Annotated in this window: 19 protein-coding genes and 1 pseudogene; 8 read left to right on the plus strand and 12 right to left on the minus strand. The window is 66.8% G+C overall.

The genetic code is table 11. From position 1 onward, the window contains the following. Positions 1-39 precede the first annotated feature (39 nt). Positions 40-2,109: an amidohydrolase family protein gene (locus AC07TU_RS06450; protein WP_495187098.1), complete on the minus strand. Its 2,070-nt coding sequence runs from the start codon at positions 2,107-2,109 to the stop codon at positions 40-42. 275 nt (positions 2,110-2,384) lie between these two features. On the opposite strand from AC07TU_RS06450, the gene AC07TU_RS06455 reads away from it, so the two are divergent. Beyond that, complete coding sequence (locus AC07TU_RS06455; protein ID WP_495187099.1) at positions 2,385-4,829, plus strand: putative bifunctional diguanylate cyclase/phosphodiesterase; 2,445 nt, start codon at positions 2,385-2,387, stop codon at positions 4,827-4,829. Between the two features lie 58 nt (positions 4,830-4,887). Here AC07TU_RS06455 and AC07TU_RS06460 read toward each other — a convergent pair whose 3' ends face one another. Next, a complete protein-coding gene (locus AC07TU_RS06460; protein WP_495187100.1) occupies positions 4,888-7,263 on the minus strand; it encodes a putative bifunctional diguanylate cyclase/phosphodiesterase in 2,376 nt (791 codons plus the stop codon). A gap of 109 nt (positions 7,264-7,372) precedes the next feature. Then, a complete protein-coding gene (locus AC07TU_RS06465) occupies positions 7,373-9,136 on the minus strand; it encodes a fatty acyl-AMP ligase (RefSeq protein WP_495187101.1) in 1,764 nt (587 codons plus the stop codon). Positions 9,137-9,270: 134 nt separating this feature from the next. On the opposite strand from AC07TU_RS06465, the gene AC07TU_RS06470 reads away from it, so the two are divergent. The 4 genes from AC07TU_RS06470 to AC07TU_RS06485 all read left to right on the plus strand — a co-directional run bounded on the left by AC07TU_RS06470 (position 9,271) and on the right by AC07TU_RS06485 (position 11,578). Further along, positions 9,271-9,816, plus strand: a complete 546-nt coding sequence (locus AC07TU_RS06470; protein WP_495187102.1) for a regulatory protein RecX — start codon at positions 9,271-9,273, stop codon at positions 9,814-9,816. Between the two features lie 65 nt (positions 9,817-9,881). Then, a complete protein-coding gene (locus AC07TU_RS06475; protein WP_495187103.1) occupies positions 9,882-10,490 on the plus strand; it encodes a cold-shock protein in 609 nt (202 codons plus the stop codon). Positions 10,491-10,497: 7 nt separating this feature from the next. Continuing rightward, positions 10,498-10,986, plus strand: coding sequence for a DUF192 domain-containing protein (locus AC07TU_RS06480; protein ID WP_495187104.1), 489 nt, complete (start codon positions 10,498-10,500; stop codon positions 10,984-10,986). Positions 10,987-11,041: 55 nt separating this feature from the next. Then, positions 11,042-11,578, plus strand: a complete 537-nt coding sequence (locus tag AC07TU_RS06485) for a hypothetical protein (RefSeq protein WP_495187105.1) — start codon at positions 11,042-11,044, stop codon at positions 11,576-11,578. On the opposite strand, the gene map is transcribed toward AC07TU_RS06485, so the two are convergent. Together map and AC07TU_RS06495 are read right to left on the minus strand one after the other, a co-directional pair. Further along, positions 11,567-12,385 (minus strand): type I methionyl aminopeptidase, encoded by an 819-nt coding sequence (gene map, locus AC07TU_RS06490; RefSeq protein WP_495187106.1) that lies wholly within the window; start codon positions 12,383-12,385, stop codon positions 11,567-11,569. The two genes, AC07TU_RS06485 and map, sit on opposite strands and share 12 nt — an antisense overlap. A 1-nt stretch (position 12,386) precedes the next feature. Further along, positions 12,387-12,593 carry a ParD-like family protein gene (locus AC07TU_RS06495; protein ID WP_495187107.1) on the minus strand — a complete coding sequence of 69 codons (207 nt, stop codon included), beginning with the start codon at positions 12,591-12,593 and terminating at the stop codon, positions 12,387-12,389. A gap of 120 nt (positions 12,594-12,713) precedes the next feature. On the opposite strand from AC07TU_RS06495, the gene AC07TU_RS06500 reads away from it, so the two are divergent. Then, the gene (locus AC07TU_RS06500; RefSeq protein WP_495187108.1) at positions 12,714-13,106 is read left to right on the plus strand and encodes an NADH:ubiquinone oxidoreductase subunit NDUFA12; all 393 of its coding nucleotides are present in this window, start codon (positions 12,714-12,716) and stop codon (positions 13,104-13,106) included. A gap of 197 nt (positions 13,107-13,303) precedes the next feature. Continuing rightward, a pseudogene (locus AC07TU_RS06505) lies at positions 13,304-13,537 on the plus strand (DUF2155 domain-containing protein); the annotation flags it as partial. A gap of 35 nt (positions 13,538-13,572) precedes the next feature. Here the strand turns inward: AC07TU_RS06505 and aat are convergent. After that, a complete protein-coding gene (aat, locus tag AC07TU_RS06510) occupies positions 13,573-14,322 on the minus strand; it encodes a leucyl/phenylalanyl-tRNA--protein transferase (RefSeq protein WP_495187109.1) in 750 nt (249 codons plus the stop codon). Next, on the minus strand, positions 14,319-15,062 hold the full coding sequence (locus AC07TU_RS06515) for a ParA family protein (protein WP_495187110.1): 744 nt from the start codon (positions 15,060-15,062) through the stop codon (positions 14,319-14,321). The genes aat and AC07TU_RS06515 overlap by 4 nt, the downstream gene beginning before the upstream one ends. An 83-nt stretch (positions 15,063-15,145) precedes the next feature. Here AC07TU_RS06515 and AC07TU_RS06520 point away from each other — a divergent pair, with 83 nt between their 5' ends. After that, entirely contained in the window at positions 15,146-15,688 is a 543-nt protein-coding gene (locus tag AC07TU_RS06520; RefSeq protein ID WP_495187111.1) for an AAA family ATPase, read from the plus strand. On the opposite strand, the gene AC07TU_RS06525 is transcribed toward AC07TU_RS06520, so the two are convergent. The 5 genes from AC07TU_RS06525 to AC07TU_RS06545 form a co-directional block, all read right to left on the minus strand. Beyond that, positions 15,685-16,542, minus strand: coding sequence for a sigma-70 family RNA polymerase sigma factor (locus AC07TU_RS06525; protein ID WP_495187112.1), 858 nt, complete (start codon positions 16,540-16,542; stop codon positions 15,685-15,687). The genes AC07TU_RS06520 and AC07TU_RS06525 overlap by 4 nt on opposite strands. Beyond that, the gene (locus AC07TU_RS06530) at positions 16,539-17,012 is read right to left on the minus strand and encodes a carboxymuconolactone decarboxylase family protein (protein ID WP_495187113.1); all 474 of its coding nucleotides are present in this window, start codon (positions 17,010-17,012) and stop codon (positions 16,539-16,541) included. Before AC07TU_RS06530 ends, AC07TU_RS06525 begins: the two co-directional genes overlap by 4 nt. 145 nt (positions 17,013-17,157) lie before the next feature. Further along, entirely contained in the window at positions 17,158-17,544 is a 387-nt protein-coding gene (locus AC07TU_RS06535; protein ID WP_495187114.1) for a hypothetical protein, read from the minus strand. Between the two features lie 97 nt (positions 17,545-17,641). Next, the gene (locus AC07TU_RS06540) at positions 17,642-18,946 is read right to left on the minus strand and encodes a Y-family DNA polymerase (protein ID WP_495187115.1); all 1,305 of its coding nucleotides are present in this window, start codon (positions 18,944-18,946) and stop codon (positions 17,642-17,644) included. Between the two features lie 178 nt (positions 18,947-19,124). Then, positions 19,125-20,072, minus strand: coding sequence for a class I SAM-dependent methyltransferase (locus AC07TU_RS06545; RefSeq protein ID WP_495187116.1), 948 nt, complete (start codon positions 20,070-20,072; stop codon positions 19,125-19,127). Between the last annotated feature and the right edge of the window lie 52 nt (positions 20,073-20,124).

A 20,124-nucleotide genomic window follows, 5' to 3' on the forward strand; every position in this document is an offset into this window, starting at 1 on the left:
AAGCGATTCCGGCGTTGCACGCCCGCCGGCGCACGGCCCCTATTTCGGCCGGCCGCTATAGCCCGCCGCCTCGCGCAGTGCGTCGCCGTCCATGACATAGCCGTCGCTGACTACCGTCACGACGCGGCGGAGCGCACCGATCTCGGTCGAGGGATCGCCATCGACCAGGACCATGTCGGCCTCCTTGCCGACGGCAATCGATCCGGTGCGCTTGTCGGCGCCGACGATGCGCGCAGGCACGATCGTCGCGCTCTGCAACGCCTCGGCCGGGGTGAAGCCGGCCTGCTGGTAGATTTCGAGCTCGCGGATCAGCTCGATGCCCCAGCCATCGGTTCCGGCGACGATCGGCACGCCGGCCTTGTGCAGCTTGCCGACCAGCTGGACCATCTTCGCATAGCTTTTGCGGTAATCGTCGCGCGTCAGCCCCTCGACCAGCGGATAGCCGCCGCTGGTGAAGGCGGAACGCTCGATCACCGGAGAGACGATGCCCATATAGGGCGCATAGGCGGGGTGGGGCTTGCCGCCGTCCTGTGTCAGAAAGCCCTCGAAGATGACGATGGTGGGGTCGACGATCGTCTTGCGCTTCGCGAGATCGGCGACGAAGCCGGTCATCAGCGGGCCGTTCAGGTCGACATCCTTGAAGTAGCGCGCCGGGCCTTCCATCCGCTGGCGGGTATTGGCCTTGTCGATCACTGCGCGCGGCATCGATTCCATCACGACGAAGTTGAGATGGGTCAGCTCGTCATAGCCCGCGGCCACCGCCTCGCTTGGCTTCATCGTCGCCGGGACATGGCCGTGGACGTGCAAGCCGAGCTTGTGGGCCTCGGCTGCCGCGGGGGCGATCCAGGCGGGATTCATCGAGGTGTAGAATTTGACGCCCCACAGGCCGGCGGCCTTGATCCGGCGGACCGCGGCGATCGCCTCTGCCTCGCTGCTCACCACCTCGGCACCCTGTGCTGCGAGCGGGTCCTTCTTGTCGATGATCGCGGAGATGAAGGGCTCACCCATCAGCAGCGTGCCCGCGGCACGGCGCTTGGTGGCGTCCACCGCGCGGTCGAAGGTCGTGCCAGGGCTGCGGAAGCTGGTGATGCCGTTGGCGACATTGGCGAGGACGTTCCAGTCGTCGCCGATATGCAGGTGGCTGTCCCAGATGCCGGGGACGAGCGTCTTGCCGCGGCCATCGATCGTGCGGGCGCCGGCGGGGGCCTTGACCGAACCGGCGGCACCGATCGCAACGATCTTGCCGTCGCGGGCGAGAACCGCGCGATCGGCGAGGAACATGCCCTTGTCGGCGTCGAACAGCCGGACATTGTCGAACAGCACCGGTGCCTTGGCGGCCGGGGTCAGGAAGCGCTGCGCGATCGCCTTGAGCTCGGCGGCGGTCGCGGCGTCCTGCGCGTCGCGCAGCTGCCTGAGCGCGCCCTCATAGCCCGCCGGCATCACCGAGATATGGCCGATATTGGCGAAGAATCGCTTGTTCTCGTCGAGCCAGACGGGATCCGGCGAGGGCAGCATGCCCCGGATGAAGGCGAGCTGGACCTTCTTCGGCCCGGCAGGACCGTTGATGGTGAGCGTCTGGCCGAAGGTCAGCCGACCCTTGCCGCTTGGCAGGAAATCAAGACCGGCGTCACCCGCCGCCGCGAGCTTGTCGATCATCGGCGCACCGGCGATGCCGACGCCGCCCGCGGGGATGTACCAGCCGCGTGCGGGCGCCTCGCCCGAATCGGTCGCGGTCTTCCAGATCGCGCGCCCATTCTCGACGCGGAACGTCTCGGCGGCGTCGCCCGACATGGTCACGCCGCGAACGGTGAGGGCTGTGATCGTGCCGTCGGGCGCGATGCTGCTCACCTGGTCCATCTCGGTGATCCAGCCGCGAAGCTCCTGCGACCAGCGATAGGCGGTGCGGCCATCGGGCAGCTGCCAGCGCCATTGGTCGCCATGCTTGCCCGCTTCGGAGACCACCACATAGTGCACCGCGTCCGCGGGCGGCTTGAGCAGCTCTTCCCTGGGCACCGGCTTCGACGATTCGGCGCGCGGCTGCGGCGCATCGTCATGCGCGAGCGCGGGGGCAGTGGACGCGAGCAGGGCGGCGATCAGGGCAAGGCGCATGACGGTCTCCGGTGGAGGAAAGGTCAAGCGTGACAAGCCCGCGCGGCAAAAGCAACGCGCCTTGAGCTGCATCTTGCGGATGCATCGCCGCTTCCGCACGATTTGGAGTGTGTCGGGCATCTTTGGTTTCGAGATGATTTACTATACGCGCGAACAAGAGGGTCCGAAGCTAAAGATTACGCCCCTAGTCCAGATCGGGTCTTCATGGCTTGATAACGACATGATACTATTTCTCCGTCTTTTGGGGAGGGGCCGTGCTGCGTGTGCTTTCCTGCTTGACGACGGAGCATGACTTCGGACTCGTCCTTGTGGCGGGGATTGTCTGCCTGTTGTCGATGGTGACCGCGTTCCTGCTCGCGGCCCAGATCGGTGAGATGCGCGCGAAGCGGCGCCTGCGCTGGCTCGCGGCACTCGGCTTCGTCTCCGGCGGCGGGATCTGGGCGACGCATTTCATCGCGATGCTCGCCTATCAGCCGCATTTGCCCACCGCCTATGATCCGTTGCGCACGGTCCTGTCGATCGGCGTCGGGGTGCTGGCGTCGAGCCTGGCCTGGCGCGCCTTCTTCGCAAGGAGCGCGATCTGGCGCTGGGCCGCGCCGGCGGTATTCGCGATCGGCGTCGCGGCGATGCACAAGACCGGGATGACCGCGCTCCAGACCACCGGGCGCATTACCTATGACGGCGCGATGATCGCCGGCTCCGTCGCGGTCGGGATCGTGTTCAGCTATGCCGGATTCCATCTCGCCAAGCTGCGCTGGCGGCGAATCCCGATCCTGCCGGCGCTGGGGCTGGTGCTGGCGATCTGCGCCATCCATTTCGGTGCGATGGCGGCGGTGACGATCTACCCCGAATCGGGGCTGACGATCGATCCGAGCACGATCGAATCGGGGACGCTGGCATTGCTGATCGCGACGCTGGCAGCGGCGATCCTGGGGGTCGGGCTGGTGACGGCGATGGCCGAAGCGCGGATCGCGAGCCACGCCCGGCACGAGACAGATCGCCTCAAGAGCTTCAGCGAAAGCGCGCTGGAGGCGCTGGCGATCCTGGAGAACGATGTGATCGTCGATGCCAACAGTACCTTCTGGGTGCTGGCGGGCTATGATCCGGTCCACCCGCCCGAGGGGCTGAACCTGGCGGAACTGCTGCCTGATCTGTCCGGCGATGCGCCGCAGCGGTACGGGCCTGGCTTCTTCCACACCCTGTTGCGCGCCCGCGACGGCGAGCGGATCGATGTCGAAATGGCGTTCCGGCGCGGTCAGCTGCTGGGCGTCGATCGCGACTTCGTGGTGTTGCGCGACGTGTCCGAAAAGACCGCGGCGGCGGCGCGGATCGCGCATCTCGCCGCGCACGACCCGCTGACCGGTGCGGCGAACCGGCTGAGCCTCAATCATCTGCTCGCCGATGCACTGACCCGCTCGACCGAGCAGGCGCCGGTCGCCTTGCTCTGCCTGGACCTCGACCGGTTCAAGGCGGTCAACGACATCCATGGTCACGGCACGGGCGATGCGCTGCTGGTCGAGGTGACGCGGCGCATCCGGGAGTGCATGACCGGGAACGAGGCGCTGGCGCGGCTTGGCGGCGACGAGTTCGCCATCGTCCAGCCCGGTGGGGACCAGCCGCACCGCGCGGCGTCGCTCGCGCGGCGGATTCTCGATGCGCTGGCGGTGCCGATGCAGGTCGCGGGGCGATCGATCCGCACCGGGGCCAGCATCGGCATAGCGATCCACCCCGACCACGCGGCCACAGCGGAGGATCTGCATACCAAGGCGGACCTCGCCCTCTATCGGGCCAAGGCGCATGGGCGTGGCACGATGCGCTTCTTCGACGCCACTATGGACGCACAGCTGGTACGGCGGCTGGAACTGGAGCACGATCTGCAGTTCGCGCTTCAGCGGGGCGAGCTGAGTCTCGTCTACCAGCCCTTTGCCTGCCTGGTCACCGGCGCGGTGATCGGGTTCGAGGCGCTGCTGCGCTGGACCCATCCCGAACATGGCGAGATCCCGCCCGCCGAGTTCATCCCGCTTGCGGAGGATGGCGGGATGATCGTGCCGATCGGCGAATGGGTGCTGCGCAGCGCCTGCCGCGAGGCGGGGCGCTGGCGCCAGCCGCTCAAGCTGTCGGTCAACCTCTCGCCGGCGCAGATCGCGCAGACCAATATCACCGAGGTGATCGCGTCGGCGCTGGCGAGCGCGAAGCTCGATCCGCGCCGGCTCGACCTCGAAGTAACCGAAGGGCTGCTGGTCGGCGATCCGGACGGGACGCTGGCGGCGCTCCGCCGGGTGAAGGCGCTCGGCGTCGGGATCGCAATGGACGATTTCGGCACCGGCTTTTCCTCGCTCGCCTATTTCCGCGCTTTCCCGTTCGACGAGGTCAAGATCGACCGGTCGTTCATCGAGCAGGTGACGGTCAGCCGTGAATCGCTCGCGATCGTCCGGGCGGTGATCGGGCTGGGCAAGGGGCTTGGGATGTCGATCATCGCCGAGGGCGTCGAGACCGAAGCGCAGATGCAGCTCTTGCTGGCCGAGGGATGTGACAAGATCCAGGGCTATCTGGTCGGGATGCCGAGGCCGATCGCCGACTACAGGCGCAATGTGCTGATCCAGCGGCAAGCCTCCGCCGCAGACCCGGCCGGCTGGGTCGAGGCATGGGCGGGGCTGGCTGTGCCTGAGGCGCGGCACCGTGCGGCTGCCTCACAAACCGCGCGCTCGGCGGCAGCCTAGCCCTGACGAAGGGCGCCGCGGCGTCGCGCTGTCATTGTTCTGATGATGTGCCGGAGGTTCAGGCGGCGACGCTGGCACCGCTGCTGTCGCCACGGATGGCGAGGCCGCGGGCTTCGACGACGGGGAGCGGGCGGCCGAAATAATAGCCCTGCACCTTGGTGCAGCCCAGCGCCTGGACCAGCCGGTGTTCGTCCTCGGTCTCGACGCCCTCGGCGGTGGTCGCCATGCCCAGACTGTCGGCGAGCGCGACGACGGCGCGGATGATCGCGATCGCTTCCTTGCTGCCCTTGGATGCGCCCTGAACGAAGCTGCGGTCGACCTTGATCGACGAGAAGCGGGTGCGGCTGAGATAGCCGAGCGAGGAATAGCCGGTGCCGAAATCGTCGAGGCTGAGGCGGACGCCCATGTCGAGGATCGCCTCCAGCGTGCGGACCGCCGCGGTCCCCTCACGCATGAACACGCTTTCGGTCACTTCGAGCTCGAGCCGGTCGGGGCGCAGCCCGCTGTCGCGCAGTGCGGCGGCGACGAACGAGGCGAAGGCCGGGTTGTGGAGCTGGTCGGGGCTGACATTCACCGCGACGCGGATCGGGTCGTCCCACTTCGCCGCCTCGATGCAGGCGGTGCGCAGCACCCATTCGCCGATCGGCGCGATCAGGCGCGCTTCCTCGGCCAGCGGCACGAACTTGACGGGGGAGATGTTGCCGAACTCGGGATGGGTCCAGCGCAGCAGCGCCTCGAACCCGGTCAGCGTGCCGCTGCCCGCCTGCACCACCGGCTGATAGAGAAGGTGGAACTCGTCATTCTCGAGCGCGCCGCGCAGCGCCATTTCGAGCACCCGGCGTTCCTCGGCCTGGACGTGCAGTTCGGGCTCATAGGCGTGATAGACGCCGCCGCCTGCGTCCTTGGAGCGGTAGAGCGCGAGATCGGCCGAACGGATCAGCATCTCTGCGGTCCGCCCGTCGCGCGGGCCGATCGCGAGGCCGACGCTGGCACCGATGAACAATGTGTGCTGGTCGACGTCATAGGGTTGCGAGAGCACGTCGATGATCGTGTGCGCGAGCCGTTCGACCGCGGCGCTGTCGGTCGCGTCCCGTACAACCACCGCGAACTCGTCACCCCCAAGCCGCCCAATCACGTCGTTGGCCGTCATCAGCTGCTTGAGCCGCTCCGATACGCGCATCAGCAACCGGTCGCCGACCGGATGGCCGAGCGTGTCGTTCACTGCCTTGAAGCGATCGAGATCGATCATCATGAAGGCGCAGCGCGAGCCCCATTTCTCGGCCTCTGCCATCGCCACGCTCAGCGCTTCGTTGATCAGCAGACGGTTGGGCAGCCCGGTCAGCGGATCGTAGCGCGCCATTCGGCTGATCTGGTCGGCCGACTTGCGGGCTTCGGTCACGTCGGAGCCGACGCCGCGGAAGCCGACATAGCCGCCTTCCTCGTTGAACCGCGGCGATCCGGTCATCTCCCACCAGCGCTCGACCCCGTCGACATAGACGGGAAGCAGCAGGTCGCGGAACGGCTCGCGCAGCTTGAGCCGCTCGGCCATCTCGCGCAGCCCTTGCGAGAAATTGCCGCTCTCCCATGCGGTGCCGGCCAGCACCTGGAGGAAGGGCATTCCGTTGATCGCCTTGGGATCGACGCCGAGCGAGACCGCGAAGCGCGGATTGGCACGCACCACGCGGCGCTGTGCGTCGGTCTCCCACAGCCAGTCGGAACCCTTGTCCTCGAACTCGCGCAGCAGCAGGCTGACGGTCTCGTCGCGTTCGGCAAGCGCGATCTCGTTCGCACGGATCACCACCAGCGCCTTGCCGCGGGAGAAGCAGGCGATGATGAGCAGCGCGGTGAACAGCATCGACGCGGCGCCGAGCGCGGGTGCGGTCGTGAGCGCGAGCGAGATCGCGGCAGAGCCGCCGAGCACGGCAAGAAAGGCGATCGTCGCAAGCGGCAGCGCGGCCATTGCGACCGCTGAGGCGGCCATCAGGATCGACAGGATGATCCAGAGCGCTGCGGCCTGATCGGCATTGGCAGAGGGGCCGAAGAACAGCGGCGCGATCGACCAGACCGCGCCGAGCGAGATTCCGTCGAGTGCGGTTTCGCGCACGTCCTTGAGGCTTGCGGTCCGTTCGGTGCGGTGGCGCACCGCCAGGCGGCGGAACGCGACGGTCACGCCGACGGCGGCGACCAGTGCGCTCCAGCTTGCGAGCTTCCACACCGGGAAATTCGCGGCGAAATTGAGCGTGACCAGCGCGGCGCCGACCACGTTCGCGGCCAGCATGAACAGCGCGAGCTGACTGCCGGCGTTCATCTGCGCTGCGCGAATCGGGCCCCAGTCGGTGGTGTCCGCGGGGTCATACAAACCGAGCAACGCGCGCACATCGATGCGCGGTCTCGCGAATTGAGAGGTCGTCTGGCTCGTCACGCCCTCACGCATAACCGGATTGGGTTAGCGAGAGGTTAGGTGCCGCACGGAACGGCGAAATTTTTCCGCCGTTCCGGAGTCTGTGTGAATGCTGCGGGCTGGCGCCGACTTCCGAAAAAACTCAGGCGGCGATGCTGTAGGGCTTGATCTCGCCGTTGAGGTAGAGGTTGCGTGCCTTGGCACGCGACAGCTTGCCCGAGCTGGTGCGCGGCAGCGTGCGCGGCGGGATCAGTTCGATCACACAGTTCATGCCGGTGACGGTGCGCACGCGCTCGCGGATTTCCTCACGCAGCTTGACGCGCTCGGCTTCGTCGCTGGTGCGGCACTGGACCAGCACGGCGGGGGTTTCCTCACCGCCCGGCGTGGTGATCGCGAAGGCGGCGATATCGCCCTGCTTGAAGCCCGGGAGCTGTTCGACCGCCCATTCGATGTCCTGCGGCCAGTGGTTGCGGCCGTTGACGATGATCATGTCCTTCGCCCGGCCGACGATATAGATGTAGCCGTCGGACATGTAGCCCATGTCGCCGGTGTCGAGCCAGCCGTCCTGCATGCAGGCGTCGGTCGATGCCTGATCGCGGAAATAGCCGACCATCACGCTGGGGCCGCGGCACCAGACCTTGCCGATCGCGCGCTCGGGCAAGGGGGTGCCGTCCTCCTCGCGGATCTCGACGTCCATGTCCTTGACCGGCTTGCCGCAATTGACGATCGCGCGGAAGCGCTGCGGCCGGTCTGCGCCATGTGCGCCGCCCGAAAGCTGGGTTTCCTCGACCAGTTCGACCACGATCCCCTCGCCCGGGGGCATGATCGAGACGGCCAGCGTCGCTTCGGCAAGCCCGTAGCTGGGCAGGAAGGCGCTGGCCTTGAACCCCGCATCGGCAAAGGCATCGACGAATGCCTGCATCACGTCGGGACGGATCATGTCCGCCCCATTGCCGGCGACGCGCCAGCGCGACAGGTCGAAACGTTCGGCTGCCTTGGTCTGGCTCGACATGCGGCGTGCGCAGATGTCGTAGCCGAAGGTCGGCGAATAGGAGAGGGTCGTGCCCTGATTGCGGGTGATGAGGTCGAGCCAGGCCAGCGGGCGGCGGGCAAAATCCTCGGTCTTGAGGTAATCGGTGGAAACCTGATTGGCGACGACCGAGAGGAAGCAGCCGACCAGGCCCATATCGTGATACCAGGGCAGCCACGAGACGCAGCGGTCGCTTTCCTGCAGCTTCATGCCGTGGCTGTGCGCCGACAGGTTGTTGAGCAGCGCGTGGTGGGTGATCGCGACGCCGTGCGGGAAGCGCGTCGAGCCGCTGCTGTACTGGAGATAGGCGATGTCGTCGGTCTTCGCCTGGGGCAGTTCGGCTTCGGGCGCGGCGCGCTGCGTGAAGCTCTCCCAGTCGATGCCCTCGACGCCCTTGAGGCGCGCGGCCTCGCCCGCCATCGCCGACAGTTCTGCCGGGTAGAACAGCATCTTGGGATCGCAGCTGTCGAGCTGGACGGCGAGCTGGTCGATATAGTGCTGGCTGCCCCCGAAGCTGGTGGGCAGCGGCAGCGGCACCGGCCAGGCGCCGGCATAGATGACGCCGAAGAAGAGCGCCGCGAAATCGGCACCCGTCTCGGCAATCAGGGCGATCCGGTCCTCCGGCTTCACGCCGGCCGCGATCAGACGGCGCGCCTGCGCCAGCGCGTCCGTGCGCATCTCGCGGAACGGATAGGGGCGGGTCAGCGTCCCGCGCGCATCGTGGAAATTGAGTCCGCGCTGCCCTTCTGCGGCATAGTCGAGCGCATCGCCGAGCGTCGCGAAATCCGCGAGCCGGCGGGGGAGTGCATCTTCGGTCGGGGTCGGAAGCAGCGCTGCGCCGCCTGCATCGACCATGTTCTTGACGTCCAAAACCATATCCTAAATCCGTGCCCCTGATCGTGGCAGGCCGCCGGTCAATTCATTGACTCTGGCTCCACATCAGAAATGCGGATCGCCCTGCTACGCACTGGCGTTCAAATTCGGTTGGTACTGTGGCACAAACAAGGCGCATGCGCTGTGATACCCGCCCTGGACGCCGCTCTCCGCCCCCGCTCGACCCCGCTGCGCTGGAGCGGCTGGCGCTGCGCTATGTCGAGCGTTTCGCGACGACCCGCGGAAAACTGGCGGTTTACCTGGCGCGCAAGGTGCGGGAGCGGGGGTGGGAAGGCGCGCCTGCGGACCCCGTCGCGATTGCGGAACGGTTCGCCGAATTGGGCTACGTCAACGATCGAATCTACGCCGAATCAAAGGCTTTGGCGATGACGCGGCGGGGACTCGGCGCGCGGCGCGTGAACGACGCGCTTCGCCATGCGGGTGTTCAGGAACGGGACGCGGATGCGGTGGCGCCGATGGTCGCGGACCGCGCTGGCGAGACTGCCATCGCGTTTGCGCGCAAGCGCCGGATCGGTCCCTTCGCCGATGTGGAAGCCGACCGGGACAAGCGCGCCAAGCAGGTGGCGGCGATGGTGCGCGCCGGTCATTCTCCCGAACTGGCCTGGAAAATCGCACGGATGAAACCCGGTGAAAGCGTCGAAACGTTGCTTGGCGAGGATTAGTAACAAAGGATTCGCATCTGCCGGAAATGCTGTGTTAATGTTGCCGGTCAGGGGGAAGTGTCTGGATGCGTATCGACCCGCAACGAGCGTCGAACGAATTTGTGCCCGTGCCGGCCAGCGCGGTGTTGCCTGTTGGCGATGCCGTCGTGGACAGCGAAGATTGTTCGGGGGAGCAATATTCGGGCACGGTCAAATGGTTCGACGTGACTCGTGGTTTCGGATTCCTGGTCGCCGATGATGCGGCGGTCGGCGATATCCTTATTCATTTTTCGGTGCTTCAGCCGCATGGCCGCCGTAGCCTGCCTGAGGGTGCGCGCGTCGAATGCACGGTGGTGCGGCGTGAGCGCGGGCTTCAGGCGCGGGAGATCCTGTCAATCGATTTGACCGATGCGGTCGAACCGCCCAAGTCCCGCAACGGCGGCGGCGACCGTGCCGACCGGCTGCAACTGATCGAATCCGCCGGTCCGTTCGAGCCGGTGACGGTCAAATGGTTCAACCGGCTCAAGGGGTATGGCTTTCTGGTGCGCGAGGGCGATTCCGCCGATATATTCGTGCATATGGAAACACTTCGCCGGGCGGAGATTTATGACGTTGAACCCGATCAGCCGCTTCGTGCCCGCATCGTCGAAGGCGACAAGGGGCCGCTCGCGGTCGTCGTGGAGCCGGCGGACTAGTCCGGTTTTGGGCCCGGTTTTCGGTGCGCCGCTGCTGGCGCTCGCTGCACTGGCGCTGGTTTCAGGCTGCAAGGGCGGCGAGGCGGGGAACGCTTCCGCCGCAGCTCAGCAGGCAGCGAAGGCGATCGTCACGGTCGAAAGCGGCGGGACGAAGCACGTCTTCAAGGTCGATGTCGCGCGCACCCCGGCCGAGCAGCAGCAGGGCCTGATGTACCGCACCGACATCCCGGCCGATGGCGGCATGTTGTTTGCGCCCTATCCCGCCGACGGCAGCGGCCCGCGCGAGGCGAGCTTCTGGATGAAGGACACGCCGACCGCGCTCGACATCATCTTCATCCGCCCCGACGGCTCGATTGCGCGCATCGCGGAGAATACGGTGCCGCTGTCCGAGGACCAGGTCCGCTCGGGCGAGCCGGTTTCGGCGGTGCTCGAGATACTCGGGGGTAAGGCGGCAGAGCTGGGCATCTCGCCGGGCGACAAGGTGAGCTGGCGCTAGCGGCCGTCAGAAAGGCGGGCTGCTGTTTCCGGGCAGCGACTTTGGGGGGCGTGCAGTGAAGCGAGTGACCATTGCGGCAACCTGCCTGATCGCTGGTGCCATGATCGGTCCGCCTGCGGTTGGGGCGGTGTCCTCGCTATTCTGGTCGACCGCCGCGGACGCCAACGATGTGCAGGGAGTCGCGGGGCGCCTATATGATCGAACCCGGCTCAATCCAGCCGCTGAAGCGGATGATGACCATCTCACCCAGCAAGCCTGTGGTGCAGCTTCGTTCAAGCGCCTCTCACCGGGAGACATCGCTCTGATCTCAGCGCTGGATCACTATCGTTACGAACTGCTTCGCGCCGAATATGATAATCTTGGCGTTGAGGCTCTTATGGGGCTTCCAGCCCCCGTCCTGGGCGCATTGGATGGTTGTGTGGGCGGTAGCCCTGCGTCTTCTTTCTGCCTGTCCTATATCAGCAAGATAGCCGAGCGTGCGACTTCGGTTCCCGAAGCCACGCGGCAAGCATGGCTTGCGACTGCCGATAAGGAATTCGACGCGGCCTGGTGTATTGCAAACCCGCCTGAGCAGGCAAAATCACGCCCTTGAACCCTGCCTTGGTCCTGCTGGACGAGCGGCGGCGGGTTTCGGGAGCTGGGGCGTCTCGTCGCGGCGCAGGGTCAGGATCTCGACGCCGGTCGCGGTGACCGCGACGGTATGTTCGAACTGGGCGGACAGCTTTCCGTCATGGGTCACGACGGTCCATTCATCGTCCAGCGTCGAGACCTTGCGGCTGCCCTGGTTGATCATCGGCTCGACGGTGAAGACCATCCCCTCGCGCAGTTGCATGCCCGTTCCCGGCCGTCCGAAATTGAGCACGGAGGGTTCCTCGTGCATCTCGCGGCCGATGCCGTGCCCGCAATAGTCGCGCACGACCGAATAGCCGTTCTGCTTCGCATGGCGCTCGATCGCGAAGCCGATGTCGCCGAGATGCGCGCCGGGGCGGACCTGGGCGATGCCCTTCCACATCGCCTCCTGCGCGACGCGCACCAGCCGCCGCGCGGCGGGCGCGACATTGCCGACCATGTAGGTCTTGCTCGAATCGGCGATGAAGCCGTTCTTTTCGAGCGTGATGTCGAGATTGATGATGTCGCCGTCGCGGATGATCGCGCCGGGATCGGGCACGCCGTGGCAGACGACCTGATTGATCGAGCAGTTCAGCACATATTCGAAGCCATATTGCCCCTTGCTCGCGGGGCGGGAGGCGAGGTCGACGGTGATGAAGCGCTCGACCAGATCGTTGACCTGCATCGTCGACATGCCGGCGAGCGGCTGCGCGTCGAGCATCTCGAACACCGAGGCCAGCAGCTTGCCCGATATGCGCATCAGCGCGAGCTCGTCCGGGGTCTTCACCATGTCAGGCGGCCTCGCGTTCCGCGGGAAGCGCATCGGCGGCCGCAAGCTGCATCCGGACGATCTCGCTGAACGAGAGGCCCGGATTGGCTTCGGCGAGCATCCCGATCTTCATCCAGAATTCTGCCTGCGCGTTGATCGAGCGGCACATGACCGTACTCGCCCGGCGCACCTCCTCGTGCATCTCCTCGCCGATCTTCACGATACCCATCACTCAGCTCGCTATGGTTGGAATATACGAAACGTATATGGTTCGTATATCGACGGGTCAATCCCGCAACGCGTCCAACCCCCGTTGCCGCCGCCGCTGTTGCCGCGTAAAGCGCGGTTCATGGGTATCTTCGCGAACATCTTCACCTGGTGGAACGGCTCCACCTTCGGCACCTGGGTCGGCCTGCGCGGCAAGGAACAGGTGGGCGAGGATTCGCTCGGCAACCGCTATTTCCAGGGCGGCAAGGACATGCACGGCATGACCCGGCGCTGGGTGATCTACAAGGGCGCGAACGATTCGAGCCGCGTGCCGCCCGAATGGTTCAGCTGGTTGCACCACCAGATCGACGATGTGCCCGATCGCGCGCTGCCGCCGGTCCGCCAGTGGGAAATGCCCGCAGTCCCGAATCTGACCGGCACCGCCCAGGCCTATCGCCCCGCGGGCGCGCTGGAGGCAGGCGGCAAGCGGATCGGCGCGACCGGCGACTACGAAGCCTGGACGCCCGGCGCCTGATGAATCTGATCCGTCCCGCCGCTTTCGTGCTGGCGCCGCTCGCGCTGGCGGGGTGCGGCTGGTTCGGTGGAGACGCGCCGCAGAACAAGACCGCCGCGGCCGACACGGTCGAGGTCGCGCCCAAGGCGGGGCCGGGCGAGGAAGTGGTCACGACCGATACGGCGAACAGCGCCGCGATGACCGCGGGGGCGACGCCGATGGCGGAGCGGGTCGCGGTGCTGGGCCTGCTCAACAAGCGCAACGGACACGCGCGCGATATCAGCCTGAAGCCCGGACAGGCGGTGCGCGCGGGCGACGTGATCCTGCGGCTGCGTGCGTGCGAGAAGACCGCGCCATGGGAGGGCGAGCCCTATACCGGCGCGTTCGCGCAGGTCGATGTGCGCGAGGCCGACGGCAAGTGGAAGCGCGCCTTTTCCGGCTGGCTCTACAAGGAGCGTCCGGCGCTCAATGTGGTACAGCACCCCGTCTATGACGTCTGGGTCAAGAGCTGCGCGATGACCTTCCCGGAGACGGGCGGCGAGGAAGTCGGCCCGTCCGGCAACGGCGCCGCCGCGAAGGCGTCGAGCGCGCCGAAATCGGCCGCGACCCCGGCGGCGCCCGAGGCCAGCCCGGCAGCACCTTCGCCGAGCGCGTCGGAGAGCATCGAGAGATAGGTTTCGCGAGGGACCTCCACCGCGCCGAGCGAGGCGAGGTGGTCGGTCATGAACTGGCAGTCGAGCAGCTCGAACTCGCCGATACGCAGCCGTGCGACCAGTGCCGCGATCGCGACCTTCGACGCGTCGCGCATACGGCTGAACATCGATTCGCCGAAGAAGGCGCGGCCGAGCGCAAGGCCGTAGAGACCGCCGACCAGCCGGTCGCCATCCCAGGTTTCGACCGAATGCGCGAAGCCGCGGCGGTGCAACTCGCCGAACACCTTCTCGATCGCCGGGTTGATCCAGGTATCGGGCCTGTCCGGCGCGGATTCGGCACAGAGCGCGATCACCTGTTCGAACGCAGCGTCGGCGGTGACGCGGAACCGGTCGCCCGCGATCGTCTTGCGCAGCGAACGCGACAGGTGGAAGCCGTCGAGCGGCATGATTGCGCGCTGGCGCGGCTCGACCCAGAAGACGCTGTCCTCGTCGCGATGCTCGGCCATCGGGAACACGCCCATCGCATAGGCGCGCAGCACCAGATCGGGATCGAGATCGGAGGAGCGGGGCGCCGGGCGGGTCATGTCCTTTGCGATTTCGATTTCTGGGGTTTGGCGAGGCGCTTTTCGATCGCTTGCCACAGATCGGTGAACGCCTTGCCGCCGGTCGTACGGCCCGCGAATGCGCCGACCGGGGCGCGGCGGGCGGCCATGGATTCGACAATGCTCGCCATCGGGATGACCGGCCAGCCGGGATGCTTCTCCAGCGCCTCGGCATGCAGCTTGCGGCGGCGATCGACCATCGAGTGCACGGGCATCAGCGGCACCTTGCCCTTGCCGAGATGGGCTTCGACCTCGGCCAGCGCGCGTTCGGAGAGCGGGGAAGGGATGACGGGGACGACGATCAGGTCGGCGGCGCGCATCACCTGCTCGCTGGTTTCGGTGAGGCCCGGCGGGCAATCGAGCAGCATCCGGTCATAGGCCTTGTCGAGCTGGCCGAGCAATTTGGCGAGACGCTTCTTCTTGTCGAGCTCGTGGAACAGCAGGTCGAGCCCGCGCAGCGACGCGTCGGCGCCAATCAGGTCGAGCCGCCCGATATCGGTGGTGTGGGCGAGCTTCGAAGGTTCGACATCCTTGGTGAAGACGGCTTGCGCCTGCGCCTTGCCCCTGGCGCCGCCGAGCAGGAAGGTCGATGCCGCTTGCGGATCGAGATCCCAGAGCAGGGTGCGGCGCGCCGAGAGGGTTGCTGCGCACCAGGCGAGGTTGACCGCAAGCGTGGTCTTACCCACACCGCCCTTCAGGCTGTAGATCGCGATCGTCGCCAAGCCTTGCCTCCGCCCGAGAAATCCAACGCGCCGGATGACGCTCCGGCGCGGCCATCATCAATGTTCCTGAAGGAGATAACAAGATGAGGACAGACCATCTGTTCGTGGTCACCGGCGGGCCGGGATCGGGCAAGTCGAGCCTGATCGCGGGGCTGGCCGAACAGGGGGTCGCGACGATGCCCGAAGCGGGGCGGGCGATCATCCAGGATCAGGTGGCGATCGGCGGCGATGCCTTGCCCTGGGCGGGTCGTGCGGGCTTCGCGGAGCAGATGCTGGACTGGGAATTGCGGTCGCATGGCGAGGCGCGGGTGCTGCCGGGGCCGGTGCTGCTCGACCGCGGTATCCCCGATGTGATCGGCTATCTGCGGCTGTGCGGGTTGCCCGTGCCTGAGCATGCCGAACGGGCCGCGGTCGCGTTCCGCTACAATCGGACCGTGTTCATCGCGCCACACTGGCCGGCCATCTACGCGCAGGATGCCGAGCGGAAACAGGACGAAGCCGAGGCCGCGGCGACGCAGGCCATGATGGCGCGGGTCTATGCGGAGCTTGGCTATGACCTCGTGCCGCTGCCGCTGGCCAGTGTGGCGGAACGCGTGCGGTTCGTGACGGAGCGGCTGCGTTTCTAGTGCAGATGCCGCAGCTTGTCCGGGTTGCGCGTGACATAGATCGCGACGACGCGGCCATCCTCGATCTCCAGCGCGGTGGTCTGGATCTCGCCGTCCGATTCCATCGTCACGAAGCCGGGCAGGCCGTTGACGAAGCCGGTCCGCACGAGCTTCGAGCCATATTTGCCGAACAGCACCGCGAGCGACTTGTGCAGCTTCATCACATGCTTGAAGCCGAGCACCAGCTGGATCGCCGCCGCACGCTTGCCGCCGCCGTCCGAATGCATGCTGACATCCGCCGCGAGCATCGCGCCGAGCGCGGTCATGTCGCCGGTGCGTGAGGCGTTGAAGAAGGCTTCGGCGATTTCGAGCCCGCGCGTCTGCTCGACCGCAAAGCGCGGGCGCGCCTCGCGGACATGCGAACGGGCACGCGCGGCGAGCTGACGGCAGGCGGCAGCGTCGCGGTCGAGCGTCTTCGCGATTTCCTCGAACGCGACTCCGAACACGTCATGGAGGAGGAAGGCCGCACGTTCGAGCGGCGAAAGGCGCTCGAGCGCGAGCATGAGGGGGAGGGTAACATCCTCTTCCGGCTCTTCCTCGATCACCGGATCGGGCAGCCAGGGGCCGATATAGGTCTCGCGCTGGTGCCGTGCGGACTTGAGCTGGTCGAGACACAGGCGGGTGACGGTACGGCGCAGGAACGCCTCCGGCTCGCGCACCGCCGCCCGGTCGGTGCCCATCCAGCGCACGAACGCCTCCTGCACCGCATCCTCGGCATCGGCGACCGAGCCGAGCATGCGGTAGGCGACGCGGATGAGCTTCGGGCGCAGCGGATCGAAGGATTCCGCTGCGCCCGCATGATCGCTCGGCGTCACGCGGCGCTCTGCGACTGAGTCGCCTTGAGGGCAGCGGGCTCGATCCACAGGTCGAAACCGACCGCAAGGCGGTTCCATCCGTTGATGATGTTGATCATCAGGGTCAGCTTCACCTGCTCCTCCTGCGTGAATTCGGCGGCCAGCGCTTCATAGGCTTCGCGCTGGGTGTGACCTTCCGACAGCCGCGTCAAGGCGTCGACCCAGCCGAGCGCGGCACGCTCGCGCGGGGTATAGCCGGGCGCTTCGCGCCACGCGGAGAGGAGGTAGATGCGCTTTTCGGTCTCGCCCTGCGCGCGTGCTTCTTCGGTGTGCATGTTGATGCAGTTGGCGCACTGGTTGATCTGCGAGGCACGGATCTTGACCAGCTCGATCAGCGACGGCTCGAGGCTGGCGGCGATCGCGGTGGACGCGGCGAGCCAGGGACGCATCACGGCAGGGGCGGCGGTGTAGGGATTGAGCTTCGGGGTCATGGTCATGCTCCTCATCGGGGTTGCATGGACATGACGAGCGGTGCGCGGCGGATGTGACATGACCCGCGAGAAAAAATGCGCGGGGGCGTAAAAAAGGCCGGCGGTTTGTGCCGCCGGCCCCTGGAACTGGAGAATGGCTGAAGGATTAGCCCTTGCAGCTGAGCGAGCCCTTGCCGGGAAGCTCGACCGTGGCCGACTTCTCGTTGCCGGTGAGCTTGTAGCCACCGTCGGCGGTGAAGGGCTGGCCGGCTTCGGGCGCCTTGAGGTCGGTCCACGGCGCGGTCTTGTCGGTGCGAACCTTGACCAGCTTGTCGCCCTGGAAGAACTCCGCGAACACCAGTGCGTTGCCAGGCTGGCAGCGCATCGAGACCGACGCCTTGATCGACGGCGGCAGCTCGACGGCCGGCGCGTTCTTGAGCGCGGTCTCCATGGGGTCGGGCGCGCGGTCGGAGACGACTTCGGGTTCGGGTTTGCAGGCGGCGAGCGGCAGAAGCGCGATCGCGATGGCAGCGGGGAGGAGGCGCATCTTCATAGCGGCCGCTCCTTTTGCTTATGCAGCATTTAACGTCAAGAGTTACGTTATCTCGCGGGTAAACCGGTTTCGCAGTGCAACAGAGAAGTTTCCGGATTCACTCGTGAAATTCATCCATGTCCGGGATACGCCCGAACGCAATTTTCGTTCCCACCCGGTCGGTCCGGCTGCCGTCCATCGGCCCGACCGACACCGCGTGACGCCCGAACTTCTCGTTGATTCTGTCCATCGCCTTGCTGAGCGAGAGCGTACGGGTCTCGCGTGCGAGCGGATCATTCGGGTCGAGCGCCGCGAACAGCGACTCCTGCTCGCCCTCCAGCGGTGCTATTTCGGCCAGGGTCACGCCGATCATGCGGATCGCGAACCCATGCGCGCGGGCGCGGCCCGCTTCGGCCAGCCGCGGGAAGATCGAATCGAGTGCCTGGAGCACGGTGAAGCTGTCCTGCGTCGAAGGCAGCTTGATCGAGGTGCGCCAGGTCGACTTGTCGTCCTCGAACCGGGCGTGGAGCACGAGCAGCCGGCTGACATAGCCCTTGCGCCGCAGCCGGCTGGCGGACTTGAGCGCGAGGCGGCGGGCCGTGAGGCGGGTCGGCTCTAGGCCGCGCTTGCGGGGACTGAGGACGTGGCTGTGGCCGATGGTGCGGTTCTGAGTCGGCTTTTGGGGCAGGTCGAAACCGTGGAGCAGATACCAGAGCCGGTCGCCATTGACCCCACCCCAGGCCGAACCCGCATCGCGCGGCCGCCGCTCGCACAGCTGACCGATGTCGAGGATGCCCTGCTGGGCAAGGCGCTTCTCCATCTTCGCGCCGATCCCGGCGATGTCGCGGAGCTTGAGCGCGAACAGGTGGTGGGGCAGCATGTCCTGTGTCAGCACGGTAAGCCCGTCGGGCTTCTGCATGTCGCTGGCCAGCTTGGCGAGCAGACGGTTGGGTGCGATCCCGACCGATGAGGTGAGGCATTCGCCGACATGGTCGCGGATCCCGGCCTTGATCCGTTTCGCCAGCGCGATCGCGGTTTCGGGATCATTCTCGTTGTCGAGCAGGCGGCACGCGACCTCGTCGATCGAACCGATCGAGGTGACCGGGATATGCTTCCAGATCTCGTCGACGATCAGATTGTGGAATTCGACATATTTCTCGTGCTGGCCGGGCGTGACGATCAGGTCGCGGCACAGCCGCTTCGCCTCCCACACCGGCGTGCCGGTACCGATGCCGAATTTCTTGGCCTGAACCGACGCGGCGATCGCGACGGTGGTGTCGCTGTTGACCGGCGCGACGATGATCGGTTTGCCGCGCAGGTCCGGGTTCAGCTGCTGCTCGACCGCCGCGAAGAAGCTGTTGAGATCGAGATACAGCCAGCGCAGCGGCCGCGGGGGCAGGTCGAGAAGCGGCGCGGATGCCATGCCGGAACAATAATAGAACGGCGCAGCAGAGTCACGCGCCGCCCTCTGGCCGTCACCCCGGCCTTGTGCCGGGGTCCACAGAGCGGCGATGGCTGTGCAAGGGGCTCAAGTCCTGCGACTTCCTCCCGGTGGATCCCGGCACAAGGCCGGGATGACGGTTGGGTGGGAGTGCTAGGGGCTAGAGGTGCGGCTCCGCCACGAGCATGATGTGCGCGGCGCTGTCGATCAGCACCTCGTCCGCGGCGCAGAGCTGTTCGAGCCGGGCGAGCCGCTCCGCGGTCTCCGCGCCGTTCGCGCCTGCCGGGTTCCACGCCGGATTATATGCGAAGCGGCTGTGGAACAGGTCGAGGCCGGTCAGCTCGCGTACCGGGCAATGCGGACTGAACAGCGCGGCCAGTTCGCGGGCGCGGAACAGGTGTGAATCAAAGGCGAGATGGGTGCCGTCGGTCAGATCGACCTCCATCCGGTCGGCGTCATTGTCCTGCACATAATGCGCCGCCTGCTCGATCCCCGCGACATAGATGGTCGGCAGGCTGCCCACGCTGCGCGCGGTGACGATCAGCGTGCCGCCATTGACCCGCGCCAGCGCCTGCGCGGCGGAGGCTCGGAGCGGGGCGGCGAGGTGGTTGAAGACGCCATAGAGGCACAGCACCAGATCGGCGCCGTGATCGTCTTCCGACGCGAGGGCGCTGTGCAGGTCGGTGACTTCGAAGCTCAGGCCGATCGCGGCGCTTTCGACTGGGGCCGCCGTCTGCCGCGCCAGCGCGATCATGCCCGGCGACGGGTCGATGCCGCGGCATTCGATCGCGGTGAAGCCCAGTTGCGCGGCGCGGCGGGCGGTGCGCATCGTCCAGGTGCCGGGCCCGCAGCCGATGTCGAGGATGCGGATCGCGCGGCGTCCGCTGGCGTGGAGTGCGATCAGGCTGGCCTCGATCCGGTTCCACAGGGTCCGGTCGGCAAAGGCGTAGCGGCTGGAGAATTCGAGCGGCTGATCGCTCGAGCCGTCGGCATAGTGGAGATAAGCGGTGCCGGTGGCGTCATAGGCATCGGCGGCGTGGCGCGCGCTGACGGGGCGCGGATCGGCGGACCCCATGCCGGCGAGCGGCGGGGCGAAACGGTACGACATGGATGTGACTCCGATGGAGTGGAGATCAGGAGCGGGGCGTGACGTCGCCATC

It is taken from the genome of Sphingomonas sp. GW821-FHT03E12, from assembly GCF_059420685.1.